The sequence below is a fragment of the Pelosinus sp. IPA-1 genome, assembly GCF_030269905.1.
GTDB lineage: Bacteria > Bacillota > Negativicutes > DSM-13327 > DSM-13327 > Pelosinus.
Window position 1 is genome coordinate 193,212 of record NZ_BSVC01000005.1, and the last position, 22,089, is coordinate 215,300.

Here is a 22,089-nt window from a genome sequence, read left to right on the forward strand (position 1 = left end):
ATCCAATTCTAATCTTATGGTTGTTTCCCAATATAAGCTAAGATACCGCCATCTACATAAAGGATATGTCCGTTAACGAAATCAGAAGCATCAGATGCTAAGAATACGGCAGGGCTCTGTAAATCTTCAGGTGTTCCCCAGCGAGCAGCCGGTGTTTTTGCAATAATAAAGCTATTGAATGGATGTCCCTCTTCTCTTAGAGGTGCTGTTTGTGGGGTTGCAATATAACCAGGTCCAAGGCCATTACATTGGATATTATACTGTCCATATTCTGATGCAATATTTCTTGTCAACATCTTCAATCCGCCTTTAGCAGCTGCATACGCAGATACTGTTTCACGTCCAAGTTCACTCATCATCGAACAGATGTTGATAATTTTCCCATGACCTTTTTTAATCATGGATGGTATTACTGCTTTTGCTACGATAAAGGGTCCATTTAAATCGATATCGATTACCTGACGAAATTCTGCTGCTGACATTTCATGCATCGGAATGCGTTTAATAATACCAGCGTTGTTTACAAGAATATCAATGATACCAACCTCTTGTTCCACTTTGGCTACCATGGCTTGTACTTCTTCTTCCTTCGTCACGTCAGATACATAGCCAAAAGCATTGATTCCAGCTTCTTTATAAGCTTTGATTCCTTTATCCACCAAATCTTGATTTATATCATTAAAAACAATCTTTGCACCTGCCTCAGCATAAGCACTCCCAATTGCAAAACCTATCCCATACGATCCGCCAGTTACTAATGCAACCTTTCCCTCTAGGGAAAACTTTTTCAAAATATCCATTCTATTTTACCTCCTTTTTATTTAAAACCCCTATTGCTAGATTCTTGCTTTTCTTACCTATGAAAGCAGTATATCATACTAATATTTCATAATCTTGTCATTCTTTCTTATAAATATTGCATATCTTGAACAAGCCCATTATAATTAGCATAGAAAGGATGTGTACTATGGAGAAATTCACATCTTGCAAGTTAGCAATCTTGGAATGCCTGAAAAACAAATATTATGCAATCGCCCATTTGCATAAAGAAGAGAAAATCATGGATATGCATATCCATGATTGTTACGAAATCTATTATTCCATTTCTGGTGGAAAACAGTTTCTGATCGATAATCGGTTTTATGATATTAATCCAGGAGATTTATTTATTATCAATCAATTTGAGAGCCATTATCTAACCCAAATCAATAACATGGTTCATGAGCGTATTATTATCTCGATTCACCCTGATTTTTTAAAGGAAATTTCGACGACAAAAACAGACCTTAACCATTGTTTTACCGAGCGTAATCAGCTATTCAACCATCGCATTTCATTAAACAAAGAGCAGCAGCATCGCTTTCTTTATTATATTGGCAAAATAACTACCTTAAATGAATTCGGCAGTGATATACTCGAACGAGTAGCTTTTATGGAAATGATGGTTATGATCAATAGTTTATTTATCAATAACCATAGCTCAGAAATAGCAGATTCCAACTTTCAGTACAATCAACAGGTGCAAGAAATCCTGACCTACATCAATCAACATATTACCGAGGCTATTACGGTAGAACAGCTGGCAGAGCAGTTCTACATCAGTACCTCTTATATCTGCAGGATTTTCAAGGCAACTACAGGCACCACGATTAATAAGTACATTAATGCCCGCCGTATTACCATCGCAAAATCTTTATTAACGATGGGCCACGGAGTCGGTGAAGTATGTGAGAAGTGTGGCTTTAATGATTACAGCAACTTCTTAAAAGCGTTTACAAAAGCAGTTGGCATATCTCCAAAAAAATATGGTCAATATAGTGCAAGTTAACGACAGGCTATAGACTCTATATGCCTCAAAAGATAATTCTAAAACCTTATAAAACAAAAAATCCTCGACAACACTACATGAGTAGTATGCCGAGGATTTTTTATGTAGAGACAAGCCATATCATCGTTCGCGAGATTTACTGTGGTTTCTTGCAACACAAAAGGATAGCCGAAATGATTGCCGTGAGAGGTATTGCATAAATCAAACCAATACTGCCTATTATCGCCCTAATTAATTCGGTCATAATACCTTGTGTATTGATTATATGGGTAAAAGACACACCATTATAGCTAGCTAGCAATAGTAATGATGGCATAAAACCACCTACATATGCCAAAATCAAAGTATTAACCATAGCCCCCATCATGTCACTGCCAACATTCATACCGCGTTTATACAGATCTCTCCATCCAATTTTCGGATTTGCAGCCCATATTTCAGATTGAGCTGAAGCTATGGAAATTGTTACATCTATAATAGCCCCTAACGCACCAATGATTATACTCGCAAACAATATGCCTTGAAAATCGATTGAAGGCATACCCATTTTTAGAGTAACAGCCTCTTCTGTATCAATACCCGTCAAATGCATGAGTTGTATTGTCATATAGGATAATAAACCTGCAATAAAAACACCACCCCAAGTACCAAGCAAAGCTGCCCATGTTTTTTTTGTAAAACCACCAACTAACATAAGTACAAGTAGGCTTATAAATCCACAATACAATAGAGTCAGCAAATAGATATTTAACTGTGAATGCATAGTATGCGCTAAAAAACCATGCCAAAGCAAAAACAAAACAAGTCCAATGCCTATTAATGACTTAACACCTGTAATTCGTCCAAAAATAAATAATCCTAATAATAATATACCTAATAATAATATGAAATATGGAATTCGATAAAAATCACCTATATAATAGCCTTCTATTCCATTTTCATTGAGAATTTCGATAACCAAACGATCTCCGGGGTTTACAACTAAATCAAAAATCTGTTGCTTCGCAGCAATAGAATGTCTAATTTCTACGATTTGACCTTTATTTGCCCCAGTTTCTAACCGTACTTTAACCAATTCCTCTTGATAATAATCTGGGTGTTCATCAATAAGCATACTCTTTGATAATACGATTGCATTTTCATAATGAGAAGAACTAGAGTCAACAATGTTTTTTGTTTGTGTATCAAACTCAAAATAAGTAAATAGAAAAGCCATCAAACCTAAGAATATTAAAGAATAACAAATCGTATACCATCTCTGTTTCAACAGATTCCCCCCATTACTGTAAAATAGTAAACTATAACATATACTTCATAAATGCTAGCTAAACAAGCTCAGTTAGTGTTAACCTTAAGGGAAAACATAAGGAGAAAACAACGCATCGATTTGCTTTACCCATGTAATTTTAATAATAGGAAATTCTTTTCCTTGATACTCATTGGTTTCTATAATTCCTTGAATTTGATACCAATTTCCATCAGTGTAATTCGCTGCATCTTTAATTTCGCACAAGAGACCATAAGGAGAAGCATCTGCCACACAACATCCAATAACATATCTAACCAAAGAGAACCGATTGGGAGATGTTGATGAACCCTTAAAAATAAATCCCTTCATCTCAATCTCTTTCCCTGCATAATCCTTAGGATAACGATTAATTTCAGACATAACCCCAAGAAAGTTTTGATCCGAAACTTTTATAAAGTTTGTTTGTCGAAGTTCATTCGCCAATGGCCGGTATTCTCTGTTAGAAACTTCATTGGAAATCTGACTATTCAAGCCTTTATTATTAACTAAGCTTGCGTTAAGAGATGAATTCGGTAATATAAAAGCGATTAACAAGGTCAGAACGAACGGGGAATATTTCCAATATGTTCTATGACTATGAGATCCGCATACAGACTGATTCCATGCCTTTTTTAAATTCCAACACTGTCTTAGAAACATCATAAAGAGTATATATCCGGATATTTTGATTAAACTCGTAACTCTGGGATGAACGTATAAAGTTAGCTGGCTAGTAGTGATTATTGAAAATAACAGTATAATAAATCCCAATAATAGTACAACTCTTACGAAAATATCCCTGTTTAATTGCGGCATTTCTAACGTGACCTCACTTCTATAATATATTAATTAATAGATACGTTTCCAATACGCATAATAGCGAAACTATCGCCACCAAGAAAATCACAAACCGTAAACGAAAAGTATGTAAAAGCATTAACGTATTCTTTATATCTATCATTGGACCGAAAACCATAAAAGCAACAAGTGATCCCGTCGTAAAACTAGTGCTAAATGATGAAGCAATAAATGCATCGGCAGAGGAACAGACCGAAATTGCAAATGCAAATAACATCATTACGATGATTGACAGGAGCGGTTCATGACCAATATTCAAAAGAAGTCCTCGAGGTATAAATGTCTGTACAGTCGCACCTATAAATGATCCAAGTATTAAATACTTTCCCATTTCAAAAAACTCATTACACGCATCATCTAGAACATTCAAGAATTTTTCGCGCAACAGCACTTTATGTTCACTATGCGAGTGACATGTACAACCGCAATTATGATTATGGCTATGTTCCATATCTTTTAACTCCGTACCTTTAAACAACTTACTGATTAACCATCCTGTGGTAAAGGCTATTAAAAAAGCAACACTTATCCTAGTTAAGGCCATTTCACTGCTATTAAAAGCATATGTCGTAGCAGTAGCTACTACTGGATTAATAATAGGGGCAGAAAGCATAAATGCCACTGCAGAATATAGCGGTACCCCCTTCATTACTAACCGTCTAACAATTGGTACCATTCCACAATCACATGCTGGAAAAATCATTCCCAAAAAACACGCTAGCATAATGCTATATGTTTTATTCTTAGGCAACACTCTACGAATCAATTCCTCGGAAACGAAATTATGTAATAATGACGAAACGATTACACTGATTAAAATAAAAGGCAATGCTTCAATAATGATTCCTAAGAATATTGTTTTAAAGTTAAGAATAATTTTCCACGTAATTAAGTCTACATCGTTTTGTATATACTCTAAAACTAAACTGGAAATATCCAAACTAATCCTCCTAGCCTTTATGTTTAAGATCCCACTCATTCATAAGAGTGGGATCTTATTGCTATTAAATAGTCACTGTATAACTATAGAATCTCTTATATAGTTTTTTTAAAAATATTAATTGATGAATAAGAATATTCTTATTTACAAATTGTAATCTATTAATCAAAAACTCGCAATCTTTTTAGTATCAAAATTATGCCCGTCAGAGGTCGGTCTATGGGTGTTTTACTTTATCAAGTAGCAACCTAATTGCTTTCTCCAGTCTAGTGCTACAGCCCTCAATTTATTTTTCTGAGACATCAACCTGTCCCTTGTCTCGTAAAGTTAACCTCTAAACAAGAAGACAGAGATGCATCTGCCCCCTCACTGAGAGTAATCTTTACATTCATTCTTGATGCAAGTAATACATTTCACTTTGTCATGCTTAAAAGACAGCCTCTTTTAACATAAAATGACTACCTTTCACCATTCCTTCTAATGTATAAATACATATAACTAACAAGCAGCAACAGCGTTATCCCCGCAGCACCGATTGAGATATGGGTACTCACTCCATATTTCGTAGCAAGAGTATAGATAACTACTCCTAAAAACATAAATACATTTTCTACAAAATTTTGGACGGCAATGGTCTTGCCCTCACCAACAGTACTATGACCGACCTGCTGTAGACAAGTATTCATCGGTACAATATAAATACCGCCCATCACCCCAATGAGTAATAAAAACACGATGGCGGCTTCGATACTTCTAATCATCAAAAAAGTCAGTATACATCCTGCCATAACATAGCCAAACCAAATGGTACGCCTATATGTCTTAATGCTAATCAGATATGGCGTCACCACAGCACCAATTGCAATCCCTACGCCAGTAACAGCAATAATCATACTAATTGAGGTGCCACTAGTAATGCCCAACGTAAGAGGTGCCCACGCAAAAATAACCATACGGAGGACAGCGGAAGCTAGCCAAAATGATCCCGTACCAATTAAAGAATAATGACTCTGGGGATTTCTAAGTAAAATTCTGATGTCATTAAAAAATTCAACAATTGAATTTTTATATGTAATCGATCGATTACCTACGTCTTTGGGGATCATGGTATTGATGCCAATTGATGTGCAATAAAGTAGTAGGGAGATAACCAGTGCTAACGTGATTGATAGATCAGATAAAAAGCCCCCCACCACTGATCCTAGAAGAATGGCAACAATCGTATAACCTTCTAGTCCAGAATTAGCCCTAAGTAACTCATCGTCACCCCGGGTCAGAAAAGGCAGAATACCATATTTAGCTGGGCTATAAATGACCGCACCAATCCCCACTACCCCATAACTTAGCGCTGGATTACAACCAAGGAGCAGCAGCAATACACCCATTGTTTTGACTATATTTGCGATAATAAGCACCTTAGCTTTAGGTTTCTTGTCAGCAAAACGTCCAACCCATGGTGACAATAAGATATAAGAAGCTAAAAAGATACTCTGTACAAATGGTAAGTAATACTCAGGATAAACATCTCGTTTTATAATCCCTAAAGCTATAAACAAAATCATATTATCAACAAAAGCCGATAAAAACTGAGCAGTAAACAGCGCCTTTAAAGGCGATAACCTACTCATTATTTTGCCCTCCGCTACTGGCCATAGTCTTAAGGGTAACATAATCTGTTTTACCAGTACCTAAAAGGGGTAATTTATCGACTATAAAAACGTCACTAGGCATAGCCAGCATACTTTGATTTGCTTGACTCATAAAATCTCGCAGCAGTTGCTTAGAAGCATTTTTCTCCATCGTATATAATACAATTTTTTCTCCTTTTTTAGTATCAGGAAGGTTAATAGCAGCATTACGATTAGTACCAAAACATTTTTCTGCAGTCTGTTCCACTGCATCTAAACTAACCATTTCCCCTGATACTTTGGCAAAACGTTTCAATCTGGAACGAATGCTTACAAAACCATCCTGGTCAACACTAACAACATCACCGCAATCATACCACTGGGGTGCTGGCACAAAACCTTTGCCATATAACAGATAACCTGCCATGACATTGGGACCTTTTACAAAAAGGTTGCCCCCCTCTTTAATTCCCGGTACCGTTTCTGTACGCCACTCGATGCCTGGAAGAAATCTACCCACTGTGCCAAAGCGGTTAAAAAGCGGCGTGTTTATACAGAGCACTGGCGCTGTTTCCGTCGTACCATAACCCTCAAAAATACGAAGACCAAATTTATCTTGCCAAATTTGTCGCACCTCATCCCGCAGTTTCTCTCCGCCAGCCAGTACATAACGCAAACTATAAAAATCATACTGATGAGCATATTTAGCATAGCCGTGCAAAAAAGTAGGCGTCCCTAATAACAATGTGACATTGCGGTCATAAGCAATCTCCGGCACAATTTTATAGTGCAGCGGCGATGGGTACAGAAACACTTCAACACCACTCAGCACAGGAAGTAATGTGCCAGCTGTAAGGCCAAAGGAATGAAACATTGGCAATGCATTGAGCATCTTATCGCGGTGAGAATAGTCTATAGCGCAAGAAATCTGGTTAATATTTGCAATAATATTCCCATGCTCTAGTAACACACCTTTCGGCTTACTCTCACTGCCGCTAGTAAACAGGATAACTCTAGCCGCACCTGCTGCTTCTACTCTTCTCAAATATTTTACCAAGCCATAAATCTTATCAATCCAGTTCATCTGTGCTTTTATATCTTCCAAATAGACAATCTGGAATTTAGTAGCGAGTTTAGCCACAAGCTCTTCAAAATGCCCTTTTTCAATAAATAAGCGGGATGTCAAAATGGTCTTGGCACCTGCCGTCTCGCTACAATCAAGATTATTTTGCACACCAGCACTAAAGTTAAGAATTGCTGGAGTTTTGCCTAGATAAAATAAAGCAAACAGGGTGATCAGATGTCCGATTGAATTAGGAAGCAGCACACCTATGTTTTCCTGCTCTATTAGTAAGGGACGTAGTTTACCTGCTAAGACATAACTCCCGATAATCCCTTTGCAGTACGTAATGGTGCCATTAATATCCTCAGCCATAATCTTACTACTGCCATGTACCTTTTTGGCATCTAATAATTTGTCAAATAAATTAACACGCTTTTCTTGTTCCTGCCGAGCTTTAAACAACCCTTGTTGCAGCATATCCAGAATTTTATTACTGCTTTCCTGTTTTTGTTGCCGAATATTTTGAGTGCTTGAGACTACAAGTTTTCTTTTCTGATCAAAAAAGAGACTGACTTCAGGAAACCAACAGGACTTTACCTTATCTTGCATCCTAGACATTTTCGAACGTTCTAATCCAAGGAAAATTACCGGATATAAAGTTGCTGATGCTTTAAGGGCAATGAAGCCTATACCGCTATAAATTTTCATCAAATTACCCGTTGTTGTAATCCGCCCTTCAGGGAATAGAACCACTGGTGTACCGGTCTTAACAATAGAAACTATTTTTTTCAACGAATAGGGATTGAACGGATCTACCGTAATATGATTGACCCACCTCAAGACAAAGCGAATCTTTTGTGCAATTTGTGTATTTACAACAAAGCATGTACCACTGGGTAAGTAGGCATATAAAAAAATGGCATCAAGAAATGAAACATGATTTGGTAATACTATCGACGGGCCCTCAAAAGAAAGTTCTTCCCTGCCAACCACCCTTGTATTAAATAATAATTGCAAGAACCATCGTAATAATGTCTTCATACTTTCCTCCTTCTTTTAGCTAAACAACTTGCGCACTGAGGAAATAATTTTTGCCTTTAATATATCAAATTCGGGTAACACATCATGAAAATATGGATACTGGGCCAAGGGTTGTAGCATGATTCCCGTATAGATCGTAATCCAAAGATATACGTCTTGAATCGGTATATCTCCACGTTTCATACCCTCATCAATAATTTTCCGTATAATAAAGTGAGGTTTTATTTCCTCCGGTACCATATCCCACAAAAAGTACTGGGACAGTAATGCAAATTGAATCTCATTGGGATACTTTCGATACAAATCATAAGTAACTTCAACAATCTTGCAAAGTTTATTCACAGATTTATCATCCCTAGCATCAACTTGTGCTAGTTGCCTAGTATATTCACTAATTATGGCACTAAAAATATAAAGAGCCATGTCTTCTTTTCCTTTGAAATGCTTATACAAGGCCGCTTCCGATACCCCGGCAGCCTTGGCAATATCTCGCACAGACACCGCATTATAGCCTTTAGCAGCAAATAATTCCAAGCTTGTTTTCAAAATAACGCCTTTTTTCCCCTCATGTACAAATAGGTTTTCCATATTCTTTCCTCCATAATTCAGCAGAAGTCGACTTAATTATATTATTGAAAATTGTCTTGTCAAGAATACTTCTCCACTCAAACTTAACACCAACAGGTTCACTTCCATCTTTATACTGTTTCCTTTTCAATTTTATCTGCCCGGAACAGTAGAATACCAAGCCCGGCGATTAAGTGCTTTAACGTATGTCCGCTAATGACATGATGAGTCATTTCAAAAATATGATAATCTTGCATTTCAAATCCCTTTGCAATTATGTAACTGCTTAGTAATATCCAGTAATACCGATCCCCTGTAGATTTCTTGGGAAAGAGAATCAAAATGAGAGGCACAATAATCATTGGAAGATATTGTACCAATATATAGAGACGTAAATCCCCTGCCCCTGCTAGTTCTGTAATGAGCCAATAAAATACACTACATACACCGCTTAAAACTAGGGGAACGAATACGAAACCTCCCACCCGCAGTCCAAAACGTTCTGCGCATATACATGCTGTTAATGTAGCAAATCCTAGAGTCATGGGCAATCGATCCCAGAATAAAGTACTGTTCGATGGTTGCAAATGATAATATGCTGATCCAAATCCAACAAACGTGATTGAACAAAAGAAGAATCTCCACATAAATGTCATCTTAGACCAAGGCCAATGCCTCGTACGTATTAAACCCACAATACCAGCAATAATAAAACTGATATTCGAAATAACATTACTTCCATTCTCAATTCCCCATCGCCTATCAACATCGGAAAAATTATGATAACTAATATCTTGCGGGATGGCGGGTAATTTTGCCACAATACCAACCGCCAATAAAATGACTGCTACTAAACAGGCAATTCGCAAATAATAGGTTTTGTAATTTATGATTTCGGATACTGTTCTCAACATTTCAAGCCCTCCAGTTTGGTTAACGATCGTTAACCAAACTATAATACAATCCTATTACTCTGTCAATCTATTTTATATTTTTTTTTATCCGATTGACACTCTCCCTCGACTGCACCACCTTCTGAATTTTTGTTAAGAAAAGACTTGGCTTAGGACAAGTCCTCAGACGCAGGCAGAAGCCTTAGTCGTTCTTACTTGGAATCAAGAAAGTGTTATACTTTCTGATTCCGAAAAAAAAAGAGCCCGAAGGCTCTAAAATCATTTAACGATTTTTCAGTTGGATTTTTGATTTATTACCGGAGCCAGAGATGGCTTCTCAACGTTTACCTTTATTCTCCTTTTCATGAAATCATCCAACAACGTATATACAACAGGTACAACCACCAGCGTCAAAATGGTTGAGGTAATCAAACCACCGATAATCGCATGAGCCATAGGAGCACGCGATTCGGCTCCTGGCCCAATTCCTAATGCTAGGGGAAGCATCCCAAAGATCATAGCTGTTGTTGTCATCAGAATCGGTCGCATTCTGACAACAGCCGCTTCCACCAATGCCTGATTTCGTTCGATCCCTTCTTCTATACGCTGCTTAGCAAAATCAATCAATAAAATCGCATTTTTGGTCACGAGGCCCATCAGCATGATAATACCAATCAGAGACATCATACTGAGCATACTATGAGCAGTTAAGAGACCTAGTATCGCCCCTATAATTGCTAATGGCAGTGCCAGCATAATGGCAAATGGTTCAATATAGCTCTCAAATTGGGCAGCAAGCACAAAGAAGATAAAGAGCACCGCGGCAGCCAGCGCCATTGCTATGCTTTCAAAGGCATCCGCCATTTGCTGTGATTGACCTGTAGTAACAAATTTATATCCTTGCGGTAATTTTACTTCTGCTAACTTTTTGTTTAGTGCTGTATTGAAATCACCAAGAGAGGCTCCACTTAAATTTGCCGAAATAGTGATCTGCTCCTGACGGTCATAACGCTGAATTTGCGTTGGACTTGTTGCATAGACCATCTTTGTTACCTGTGATAACGGAACCATAATAGCCTGCCCGTTTTTATCCCGTTTAGAGCTTGCTGCATATATATTGTTTACATCTGCTAAACTCTTGCGGTCACCTGGTGCTAAGATAAGTCTCACATCATAAGAATCCTCTTCATCTCGAAACTGGGTTACAACGGTTCCATTAAACATGGTCTGAAGAGTACTGGCAATATTGGAAGTGGAAACACCGAGATCTGAAGCCTTGTCACGGTCTATCACAATTTGGGCATCCGGTTTGCCAGCTTCATAGCTTGAAGAGACATCGATTGCACCAGGTATGCTAGCCACAATTCCCTCTACGTGTTCCGCTATCTCAGCCAATTGATCTAGGGATGTTCCCTGAATAACAAGAGAGATTGGCTTACTGCTAGACATACCCGATTTTTTGGAAACACTGACTTGCACACCGGCAATGCCACTTAATTTTTCACGAAGGCTTGTAACGATTTGATCATCACTCACCTTACGATCACTTTTTGCAGTTAGTTTTGTAAAAATATTAATATTGTTAATATCTGCAGAACTATAGGTCAAAGTCACTTGTGGTATTGTACGAATAATTTGAGACATATTATCGGCAATTTCACCTACAACTTGTGGGCTCTTACCAGGATCAACCCTTGCAGACACTGTAATTTCACCAGCATCGGAATCAGGAACAAAGGTCGAACCGAGTAAAGGCAGCAGCATTAAACTTCCTACAAAAAGTGCACCGGCAATAGCCATTATTTTTTTTCGATGTCCTAGTGCATATTTCAGAAATTCTCCATAGCGCCTTGTCCAGTAATCAAACTTATCATTCCACGTATTCCAAATTTCCCCCAATTTGCTGGCAGATTCCTTATGATCGCCTGATAAATATTTGGCGGACAACATGGGAGTTAGTGTAAATGCAACAAATAAGGAAACCAACACACTAACTGCTACCGTGATACCAAATTGTTTGAAATACTGCCCTACTATACCTGTCATCATACCTACTGGTAAGAATACAGCAACCAACGTAAGGGTTGTTGCGGTGACGGCTAGACCAATTTCCGCCGTTCCTTCGGCAGCAGCCTTAAATTTATCCTTACCCATTTCGAGATGGCGAACTACATTCTCGATGACAACAATCGCATCATCAATTAACAGACCTACTGCCAAAGATAGGGCTAACAGGGACATTGTATTTAGCGTAAAGTTTAACATTTTCATCGCTAAAAAGGAGGTAATAATGGAGGTTGGAATAGCGATAGCCGCGATCATCGTACTACGCCAATTACCTAAAAACAGAAATACGATCGCAACAGCCAATATGCCTCCAAGTACCAAATTAAACAATACGTCGTGAATGGAATCCTTAATGTTTTTAGAATTATCCCGTACTAATACCAATTCAACACCAGCTGGTAATTCTTTTTTGATATTTTCCAGTTCTTTTTTTGCATTTTCAACTACTTGTACTGTATTACTGCCGGATTGTTTCATGATATCTAAACCAATAGCGGTTTTATCATTCAGTTTTGTGATGGTAGTTGCATCTTTCGTTGAGTCCTTTACGGTAGCAATGTTTTCGACATACAGTTGTACTCCGTTTCTCTGAGCAATAGGAAGCTTTAACAACTGACTGGGAGAAGTAAGATTACCCACTGATCGTAAGCTAGTCTCCCTTTTGCCATCTGTCACCTTACCGCCAGGAGTATCCATATTTTCACTGCGTATACTGCTCATTATTTCTGAAACTGTCAGATTATAAGCAGCAATTTTATTACTATCCATATTAATTTTTATTTCCCGATCGGCACCGCCCGTTACATTTACCGCTGCAACCCCATTGATTGCTTCTAATCTTTTTACAACGATATCATTAGCAGCAATCGTTAACTCCCTAGGACTGAGATTGCCTGTGACTACAATGGAAGCAACAGCTGTATCAGAAGGATCATACCTTGTTACAATAGGAGCATCTGCTTCATCAGGCAGAACATCTTGCATTCTGCCGACTTTGTCGCGAACATCCTGGGCGGCAGTCGCTGCAGAAGTCTCAATGGTAAACTGGATAACCGTTGTAGATACCCCTTCTTTTACCGTAGATGTTACATGTTCTATCCCAGGCACAACACTGACGGTTTCCTCTACCTTTTGTGTAATTTTAGATTCAACCTGCTCTGGTGATGCACCAGGATAGTTGACGGTAACGGCTACAACCGGGATTTCAACATTTGGATATTCATCCACATTTAAAGAAATGTAGCTAAATAATCCTAGAACGACAAGGGCCAGAATGGTTACAGTTGCAAAAACTGGCCGTTTTAAGCTTATATCAGTTAGTATCATGGCGATCTCCTCTACTCTACTATAGTAACTGCATCACCGTCTTTAAGTTGGCTCACGTTGCTCACAGCTAACTTATCACCGGATTGTAGACCGGATTTTATCTCTATACGATCACCAGTCGTCGCACCAACTTCGACTTGATGACGAGTAACTTTATCGTTTGCTACCGTAAATACATAGTAAATACCCTGTTTTTGAATGATTGCTGCTTGCGGTATTGTTAAAATTTGTACAGCATCCCCGGTTGCCAGCTGCACTTTACTAAACATACCACCTTTTAATGCACCAGAACTATTATCAATCTTTACTTTCGTGCGAAACATTCGATTGTCGGAACCAGCTTCAGGATTAATCGTATCAACAGTACCCATAAATACCTTGTCAGCATAGGTGTCAACCGTTACTTCTGCTGGCTGCCCCTGTTTTACCATTCCTAAATCCTTTTGTTCAACATTAACGACTGCATATACTTGACCAATATCTGCAACAACCATCAGCGCAGCACCAGGAGAAACAACCTGACCGACAGTAGCTGTAACGTTGGCCACCACACCATCTACTGGTGCTGTAATCACGCCATAGGCATATTGCTGCTGTGCGTCACTTTGACCATTAACTGCGGTGGACAAATCTGCCTGGGCAGTTCGCAGTTTAGCCTCAGCAGTATCTAACGTCTGTTGAGATATAGCCCCTTGCGCAGCTAGTGTTTGATAACGATTGTAGTCCATCATCGCCAAATCATAGTTTACCTTAGCTTTGGTTACGGCATCCTGTGCGGTTCGCACAGAGTTTCTTAGCTCTACACTTTCTAATTTAACTAAAGCATCTCCAGCTTTTACATGCTGCCCTTCTTGCACCAGAACTTGTTCAATGCGTCCTGCAAGTTTAGCACTGATAGTCGCCGCTGTTTTGCCTTCAATTGAACCATTTAACATTAGTTTTGGTATTGTATTTATCAATTGTGCTTCTGCAATCTTTACATTTGTCCCTGTAGTATTGGCTTGTAATTGCGTCTTTCCACTGGAAAATGCGCCACTGCGGAATACTACAAATACACCGAGAATTATCACCACTGGGATAATCCAATATTTTAATCTAAAACCTTTCATCAAATAAGCCTCCTAAGTTCATATATATTTATTCTAATTTTTTACTCTCGCCTGTTACATACCGACTAGTCGGTATGTAACAGGCGAAGAAATTAAACAATTTCTTCTTTGTTATCATTAGCTCGAATGAAATTCCAGATATTATCTATCAGCTGTTGGTGCATAGCCGAGGTATTTATCTGTTTACCCAAGATATTGAGTCCGCTGGAAACAGAAAGTATCATGGTTGCAACTACTTGAGGATCGAAGTCTCGTCTAACTTCTCCTGTTTCTTGAGCTAGTTGTAACTTTTCTTTGATTATATTTCTTAATTCTAACTGTCCCTGATCAATACGTTGTTGAATTTCCGGAAAATTATGTATTACCTCTAATGCAAGGCTTGCATTATTTGCACGATAGTCTCCTTGCTCAACATTGAGTAAACGCTTAAAGTAAGCATCTTGCTCATCACCTAACAGAAAGTTTAAAATCCCTCGAAAAGTTTTTTCCTCGCTAAAGAATTTAGCATACTTTTCTCCAAAATGATCATATAAATAGCATATACATGCATGAAATAATTGTTCTTTACTTTCAAAGTAGTGATATATCCCACCTTTGGTAATACCAATTTCCTTTGCTACATCAACGAGAGACACATTCCTGTACCCACGCAATAAAAACAGTCGTAAAGCAGATAAGATTATATTTTCTTTTGTCAAAATTTCCACTCCTTTAGGTCATACCTACCAGTCGGTATGTTTTAATTATCTACCAATTACTGGTCAATGTCAAGGATAACTTTATTGTGAATGTTATATTTTGACCATTCTTCTGTGCCAAACATTGGCACGATTGTTCCTCCGAGGCAGTCCCATAGTATAATATATGAGTTATAAAATTCATTAAATGAAGAACTCCTGCAAATCATAAGAATTTTGCAGGAGTTCTTCGTCATTATAAATTATGTGGTTCTCCGTATCGGTCTAACGGCGGGTTTTATCATTTCGATATACGAATTCTTGAACATAGACTTTCACACATAGCCCCCAAGGAAATTCCACTGATGTATAACGAAATATTATTCCATGAAAAGACATATCCCAAGAGTAGCCCTCCTATCTTTGTATAACGAAATTCATCAATCCACGGCGTATGATATAGCTTCGCCACTTCAACCCCTATCGAAAAAATGGCTGCAATTAACGCAGTATGCCGCGTAGTTCTATCCCTAAAGATAAATCCCATAATGAAAAATACCATCAGTCCCCATAAAATACTCCCTACCCATTTAGGAAACCAACTAGAAAGTTCTCGGGAAAGTAATCCTAATATAATAACCACAATTACCAAAATCAGGTAGTACCCTCTCTCGCGCTTAATAAACATAAAGATCCCCCTCTTGTGTTTTCGATAATTTTGTTTTTTACTATGGGATTATTTAAATCAAACTCCTTTAAGGTTTTTAATTTGCCTATTTCAATACTTAAGCATATTTAATTACCAATAGATTAATCTACATTTCATTTTAAAGTTTTTTCTAGAATGCTCCTAGTTTTATATAAAAACTCATTTTTAATTATAAAATTCCATACTGGCTCAAATTTCTTCCATGCACCCGCATAACTTAGATGCTTTAATTTCATTTTTAGTTTTTCATGTTCGTTTGAAGATCTTATTATGCTTCCCCATTTGTAAAAATCATTATAGGCCTTTTTATATCCTTCTTCCATTTGCTCCTTCGAAATATTCGGATGCTTAAATACAAGATGTCTTGTGTCATATAAGTCCCAATTCTTTGTTAATATCCTATTCTCACTTTCCAACCTTTTGAAAAGTTCCGTCCCGGGATAAGGCGTCAATATATGATTAGTAGCTGTAGTTATCCCACTATTTATTGCCCACTCGCTAGTCCTATCAAATACATCTAAGGTATCATTATCTAAACCAAAGATAAAACTTCCATTAATCATAATCCCTAATTGGTCGAGTCTTTTAATTGCCTCATTGTAATTTTTCCCAAAATTAGATCGCTTATTAACAGCTATCAAATTACCTTGATTGATGCTTTCAAATCCTATGAATGCACTCCTAAAGCCAGCTTCGTAAGCTAATTCTATTGTGTCATCTGTAAGAATAGAATCAACAGTTATAGCCCCTTGAAAAACCTTATTCATACCTTTCATTTGCCTGAATAGTTCTCTTGACAGCTTTTTATCTGCAAAAATATTGTCATCTAGAAAGTATACATATTTACCAGCCATACTGTCTATTTCATATAAAATTCTATCAATTTTATACGAATAAAACGTTTTTCCATCCTTATAAAAAGAATTTACATAACAAAAAGAACATTTATTAGGACATCCTCTTGAAAAAACCATCGAATTTGGCACAAGATATTTTTCACTTTTAAATAAATCTCTCCTTGGTAAAGGTAATGAGTCTAACAATACATCACCTTGCTTATAAACCAACAATTCCTTTTTAGCCCTAAAATCTACCAGAAATTTTGGGAAGCTCTTTTCTCCAAGACCAAGCATGACTACATCTGCATGTTTTCTAGCTTCATGGAGCATAGAGGTTGCATGTAATCCCCCAATGACAACCTTAATTCCTCTAGCCCTATAACTATCTGCTATCTTATAAGCTCTACATGCATTAGTTATATAGCTCTGAATAACTACCAAATCTGGCTTGTCTTCTAAATCTATATTCTCAATATGCTCATCAATAATCTCTAATTCATCTGATACATCACATAGTGAAGCAAGAGTAGCTAATCCTAATGGTGGAAAAAGAGAATATTTTATTGGCCTCCAATAAGGACTTTTTGCTTCTTCTAAGGCAGGCAGAATAAATTTTATTTTCATAATTATAGCCGCTCCCTTATCTCATATAACTTTCCCCACAGATTCAGTGACAGTTCTTTTGCCTGGAATGGCTCTATTTTTCTTCTGCCGAGAAGAACTTAGACCTATAATCGTCACCCACAGATAAGGATTTTCAAAACATTATATATCGTATTGGCATCACATTCTTCTGCCAAAGGATATAGATTTCAAATTAATTTTAGACATTACCCCCAAAATGTACTATTTTATTATTTTAAAGACATACTTACACCTTATAGGTTTGTAATACTCACTTTTCCTCTAATTTCTATTTTTTCTTCTTGCAGCTCTAAAAAAGTTTTATACAAAACAACAGCCCACAACCTATTTAAGGTTGCAGGCTGCTATTTTTTTAGAGGAGACAAGCTTCTTTTTTTGATTACCTATGAACGTTTAGAATTACATTACGTCTTCATGATAGGTTGGAATTTGGTATTTCTTCTTTACAATCAAAGCGTTTTAACTATATACTTCTTGTTGCTCTATTTTTGCATCAGGGGCTGCTAATTTGGCATAAGCGTAGATGTCGGACAAATGGTCTAGTACTATGTCTTTCGAGATACCCGAAGGTGCATAAACTATAAAAACAACCTTTTGGGTACCAGTTGTAATTTGAGAACGTGAATCAGGGCCATGTATAACACTTGAGATAATCCCTTCCCTATCTGCAATCATCATATCACCAAGTTTCACAATTTGTTCTTTGCCATTCATCAGTACATATTTTTCATCCCCCATACCTACATCAAGCTTTAAAGGGAATGTAAGTGTCTCATAATCATGCCCCGCGGTTAATAGGCAATTTTTAAGTTCTGCCATAAACATGGCCTCAACGAGTCCTGTAACATCAGGAATGGACTTGCCTTTAAAGACAATGGACTTCAGTTGTTGCAGTACGTGATACGTCTTAGAGTATCTCTTATAATATGCATTATAGGCCTTAATTGCCTCATGACCAGCTAACTCTTCCTCATTTAGAAATTTTTCTCGAAGATTGATTTCTAAATTACGTTTGTACTTCTTAAGCTCTGTACGTTGCCCGCTAGTAAATACATTGCTGAGAACCATGAATCCCACACAAGCTCCGGGATATGTTTTTCTCCATAATTCCGTTACATACAACTTATAGACATCTCCCTTTTTTATAAGTTTGAAAAAAACAATAGAAAGCCTAACTCTTTAATCCAATTGTTTTTCTCCATTTTAGACTTTTTTCGGAGAGAATCCTTGTATAAAATTGCTATATTTACTAGGCGTAATTCCAGTAATTTGCTTGAATTGTTTAGAGAAGTGACTTTGATCTACAAATCCTAATTCGTGGGCAACAAAAAGCGGAGAAACGCCCTTAGCTAGAAGCTCCTTGGCTCGCTTAATTTTCACTTGTTTCAGGTATAGATGTGGGGGAACTCCAATGCTATCTCCAAAAACACGTATTAAATGAAACGGGCTGAGACCAGAAATAGTAGATAGCTGTTGAATGGAAATGTTCTCCTTATAATTATCCTCAATATATTCTCTTGCCCGATTCACTTCCTTTTTCTGTTTACCTACACTTTGCAATAGTAAAGGATCGCCAGCATGACGTAAAATACACATAGTAAGCATTGTTAAAAGATATGATTCTTGCTCAATCACGGGCATATTAGACCCTTCCAGCATCAGGTGGAAATTTCGTATAAGAGCAGCCAGATAGGCATCTTTAATAATGCCATCACGAAAGAAGGGAATACCAGTTGCTTTACCTGCGATCTCGAAAGCGGCTTGTTGCAGCAATTCTGGTTTAAGATAAAACATTCGGTAGGACCAACCTATCTCTGATGCAGCATGCCCGTCATGAGCTTCTCCAGGAATCACTAAGTTGATGTGCCCCGAAGGAGCAATCAGCTTTTCACCTCGATAAAAGAACTCAAGGGCACCACGCTCAATAACGCCAATCCCGAATCCTTCATGAGTGTGCTTTGTAAAAGAGTGGGTAATATATGTGGCACGAAGTAATTCAATGTTACTCAAATTTGGCAGTACCCAAAATTTCACTTCCTCTTGTGGTTTAATCCCATACATTACGACCCTCTCCCAATGAATCTATTTCAATTTATGGCGGATTGATCTACTCCTCATCTATTAGGTTAAGGGATTTCTTCATCATATGAATGAATCCCTTGTAGTAATTTATCTTTTTGAGAAATATATACCATTTTCTTACTTTGTGGAGGTAATTAACTCTTTATTTAAACCCATATAAAACAAAAAAGCCACGAAATTCATGGCTTCATAAGTAATCGGGACATTCCTGGTAGAGGCGATCCGAACCAGTCCAAATCCACCCATTCTATCTTTATATCTACACGCTTTAATTTATCGATACCGATTGATAACTAACTCTAATCGCTTGGCTGTACTATTAATCTCCTCAAGAGTAGACATTATTTCCTGGGTAGATGCTGCCTGCTGTTGACTTACAGACCCAGTTATCTCGGTAGCTTTACCCATTTCCATCACAGCATTATTCATTTCTTGTAACGTTTTTTGAATTTTTTTCATTGCATCTTGTGACTGATCAGACAGTTTGCGAACCTCTTCTGCCACTACGGCAAAGCCACGACCATGTTCTCCCGCCCTAGCTGCCTCAATGGCAGCATTTAAACCTAGGAGATTCGTTTGAGCAGCAATGGCTTTTATAAATTCCAATAGTTCGGTAGTCTGACGGGTTTTATCGTTCATTTCTTGAGCCAACTTAATACTATTTTGTCCAGATTCCGCTAGATCAGATGCCCCCTGCGCCACTTGTTCAACATTGTTGGTAGCATAACCAGTGGCCTCTGTCAATTTCTCAACGATATCAATCATATCCATGGTGTTCTGAGCATCTATACCAGAACTCAGCGTACCCACAATCTTACCATTTTGATAGATAGGGACGAAGATTGTTTTAAGTTGGCGGCCATAAATTTCTTTCGGTATATCTGCATAATTGGCTTTACCTGTTTTTATACATTCTTCAATTCTCCCTATGCCCTTAATCGGCTTGCCTACTGGCAAATTAATTTCAAAACCTTTCGCTTGGTGAGATCCTAAATACTCATTTAAATCAGTTAATCCCACTGCCATGTCTTCCCGTGCGATTTGATTCAAATATGGCAATACTAATTTAAATGCCTCTAATATGGGGATTTTTTCATTTTCCTGTTTTTCCATAATGGCAACCATTCCTTTCGTTGTAGTGCACAAAAATGACAAAACGCTGATATTCTAGGAGGGTCTGGTTTACAAATTACGTAGCCCAGACCCTCCTATTGAATAGCACTTAAATCTTTGGTAGTTTTAATTAAATCTCAGTCGTTGGTGTAAGATGCACATCAACTTTCTTAGGTAATTTTACTAAAGATACAACTAAAGCGGTGAAGACTAATGCACCGCCCATAAAGACGAATGCAGCATTATAACCTGACATGCCAACCAAATATCCAATGATAATCGGAGATAAGATACCACCTATACTACCACCTGCATTCATAACGCCGGTAGCCATACCTACATAACTGCGTTTAACCGATTCCATTGGCATAGCCCATAAGGGACCAAACGCCATACCTACAAGAAATCCTGTGCAAACTAGAAGTCCCATAGCAACATTTTCTGTTGGGGCTGCAACCACACCATAAAGCACTGGCCCAGCTGCTAAATTCACAAGAATTGCCTGGGTTTTGCGGTGGCCGCTAAACACCTTATCGGAAAGCCATCCACCAAATGGTTGGGCAATCCCCAATGCTAAGAATGGCAATCCCGAGAAGATACCCATTTTCACCAATTCAAAACCACGTGCTTTCACTAAATAACTGGGGAGCCAGGATAATAAACCAAAGAATGCACACATAAAGCCGAAATAAGTAAGGGCCAATAAACAAATATTCCGATTTTTTAGTACACTCATCAGTCCTACACTCGTTTCATCTGACGTTGACTGGGCTATTTCTACTTGTCCATTTTTTATATACTCAAATTCCTCTTTCGATATAGTAGGATCCTCTTCCGGAGAATTTTTTACTAGGAAATGTAACAAGGGAAGAATTATAAAGCCTAATCCACCAAAAATATAAAAAAGCGCATGCCAGCCCCAGAGACCAATAATAGCCACAGCGATTGACGGTGCAATCGCAGGACCGAAGGAACATGCTGAGGTAAAGATTGCATTAGCAGTTGCCCTTTCTTGATTGGGAAACCAGTTGCTATTTAGTTTGAAGGCGCAAGGAGGCTGAAGACCTTCGCCAATACCAAAGAGAACACGTACGATAAAAAATTGGGAAAATGAACGAGCTACCCCTGTAGCCATTGTCATAATCGACCACCATACTAAGGCAACAAGCAGCACCTTTTTGGGCCCAACTTTGTCGCTCAGATAGCCACCTGGTATCTGAAAGATGGTATATGTAATAAAAAATGCACTAAATAGATATCCGACTTGTTCTGGAGATAGTGAAAATTCCTTGGATATGAGGGGCATAGCTACCGACAAATTTACCCGATCGAGAAATGCTACGAAAAATACGATCCATGATACCGCTAAAACTACCCAGCGTTTTTTCATATGACCCTTCCTCCTATTATTGCATT

Annotated in this window: 18 protein-coding genes; 1 reads left to right on the forward strand and 17 read right to left on the reverse strand. The window is 37.8% G+C overall.

Features of this window, described 5'->3' with window-relative positions; genetic code table 11:
* Positions 1–14: 14 nt before the first annotated feature.
* Entirely contained in the window at positions 15–800 is a 786-nt protein-coding gene (locus QSJ81_RS13675; RefSeq protein WP_285717933.1) for a gluconate 5-dehydrogenase, read from the reverse strand.
* Between the two features lie 167 nt (positions 801–967).
* Between QSJ81_RS13675 and QSJ81_RS13680 the strand changes: the two genes are divergently transcribed.
* On the forward strand, positions 968–1,828 hold the full coding sequence (locus QSJ81_RS13680) for a helix-turn-helix transcriptional regulator (protein WP_285717934.1): 861 nt from the start codon (positions 968–970) through the stop codon (positions 1,826–1,828).
* A 136-nt stretch (positions 1,829–1,964) separates the two neighbouring features.
* Here the strand turns inward: QSJ81_RS13680 and QSJ81_RS13685 are convergent, their stop codons facing one another.
* From QSJ81_RS13685 to QSJ81_RS13760, 16 genes are all read right to left on the reverse strand, one after another.
* Positions 1,965–3,095: a YibE/F family protein gene (locus QSJ81_RS13685; protein WP_285717935.1), complete on the reverse strand. Its 1,131-nt coding sequence runs from the start codon at positions 3,093–3,095 to the stop codon at positions 1,965–1,967.
* Positions 3,096–3,179: 84 nt separating this feature from the next.
* Complete coding sequence (locus QSJ81_RS13690) at positions 3,180–3,932, reverse strand: TIGR03943 family putative permease subunit (protein ID WP_285717936.1); 753 nt, start codon at positions 3,930–3,932, stop codon at positions 3,180–3,182.
* 19 nt (positions 3,933–3,951) lie between these two features.
* The gene (locus QSJ81_RS13695; RefSeq protein WP_285717937.1) at positions 3,952–4,914 is read right to left on the reverse strand and encodes a permease; all 963 of its coding nucleotides are present in this window, start codon (positions 4,912–4,914) and stop codon (positions 3,952–3,954) included.
* A 458-nt stretch (positions 4,915–5,372) separates the two neighbouring features.
* Positions 5,373–6,542, reverse strand: coding sequence for a lysophospholipid transporter LplT (lplT, locus tag QSJ81_RS13700; protein ID WP_285717938.1), 1,170 nt, complete (start codon positions 6,540–6,542; stop codon positions 5,373–5,375).
* Positions 6,535–8,646 carry an AMP-binding protein gene (locus QSJ81_RS13705; RefSeq protein ID WP_285717939.1) on the reverse strand — a complete coding sequence of 704 codons (2,112 nt, stop codon included), beginning with the start codon at positions 8,644–8,646 and terminating at the stop codon, positions 6,535–6,537. The genes lplT and QSJ81_RS13705 overlap by 8 nt, the downstream gene beginning before the upstream one ends.
* Before the next feature lie 15 nt (positions 8,647–8,661).
* Positions 8,662–9,234: a TetR/AcrR family transcriptional regulator gene (locus tag QSJ81_RS13710; RefSeq protein WP_285717940.1), complete on the reverse strand. Its 573-nt coding sequence runs from the start codon at positions 9,232–9,234 to the stop codon at positions 8,662–8,664.
* A gap of 110 nt (positions 9,235–9,344) precedes the next feature.
* Positions 9,345–10,127: a hypothetical protein gene (locus QSJ81_RS13715; protein ID WP_285717941.1), complete on the reverse strand. Its 783-nt coding sequence runs from the start codon at positions 10,125–10,127 to the stop codon at positions 9,345–9,347.
* Positions 10,128–10,400: 273 nt separating this feature from the next.
* Positions 10,401–13,499 (reverse strand): efflux RND transporter permease subunit, encoded by a 3,099-nt coding sequence (locus QSJ81_RS13720; RefSeq protein ID WP_285717942.1) that lies wholly within the window; start codon positions 13,497–13,499, stop codon positions 10,401–10,403.
* Between the two features lie 11 nt (positions 13,500–13,510).
* On the reverse strand, positions 13,511–14,608 hold the full coding sequence (locus QSJ81_RS13725) for an efflux RND transporter periplasmic adaptor subunit (RefSeq protein ID WP_285717943.1): 1,098 nt from the start codon (positions 14,606–14,608) through the stop codon (positions 13,511–13,513).
* A gap of 92 nt (positions 14,609–14,700) precedes the next feature.
* Entirely contained in the window at positions 14,701–15,306 is a 606-nt protein-coding gene (locus QSJ81_RS13730; RefSeq protein WP_285717944.1) for a TetR/AcrR family transcriptional regulator, read from the reverse strand.
* Positions 15,307–15,586: 280 nt separating this feature from the next.
* Entirely contained in the window at positions 15,587–15,973 is a 387-nt protein-coding gene (locus QSJ81_RS13735) for a ribosomal maturation YjgA family protein (protein ID WP_285717945.1), read from the reverse strand.
* A 134-nt stretch (positions 15,974–16,107) separates the two neighbouring features.
* Positions 16,108–17,457, reverse strand: a complete 1,350-nt coding sequence (locus QSJ81_RS13740; protein ID WP_285717946.1) for a B12-binding domain-containing radical SAM protein — start codon at positions 17,455–17,457, stop codon at positions 16,108–16,110.
* Positions 17,458–17,937: 480 nt separating this feature from the next.
* Positions 17,938–18,600 carry a hypothetical protein gene (locus tag QSJ81_RS13745; RefSeq protein ID WP_285717947.1) on the reverse strand — a complete coding sequence of 221 codons (663 nt, stop codon included), beginning with the start codon at positions 18,598–18,600 and terminating at the stop codon, positions 17,938–17,940.
* 81 nt (positions 18,601–18,681) lie between these two features.
* Complete coding sequence (locus tag QSJ81_RS13750; protein ID WP_285717948.1) at positions 18,682–19,539, reverse strand: AraC family transcriptional regulator; 858 nt, start codon at positions 19,537–19,539, stop codon at positions 18,682–18,684.
* A 294-nt stretch (positions 19,540–19,833) separates the two neighbouring features.
* Positions 19,834–20,673: a methyl-accepting chemotaxis protein gene (locus QSJ81_RS13755; protein ID WP_285717949.1), complete on the reverse strand. Its 840-nt coding sequence runs from the start codon at positions 20,671–20,673 to the stop codon at positions 19,834–19,836.
* A 130-nt stretch (positions 20,674–20,803) separates the two neighbouring features.
* On the reverse strand, positions 20,804–22,063 hold the full coding sequence (locus QSJ81_RS13760) for an MFS transporter (RefSeq protein ID WP_285717950.1): 1,260 nt from the start codon (positions 22,061–22,063) through the stop codon (positions 20,804–20,806).
* Positions 22,064–22,089 lie beyond the last annotated feature (26 nt).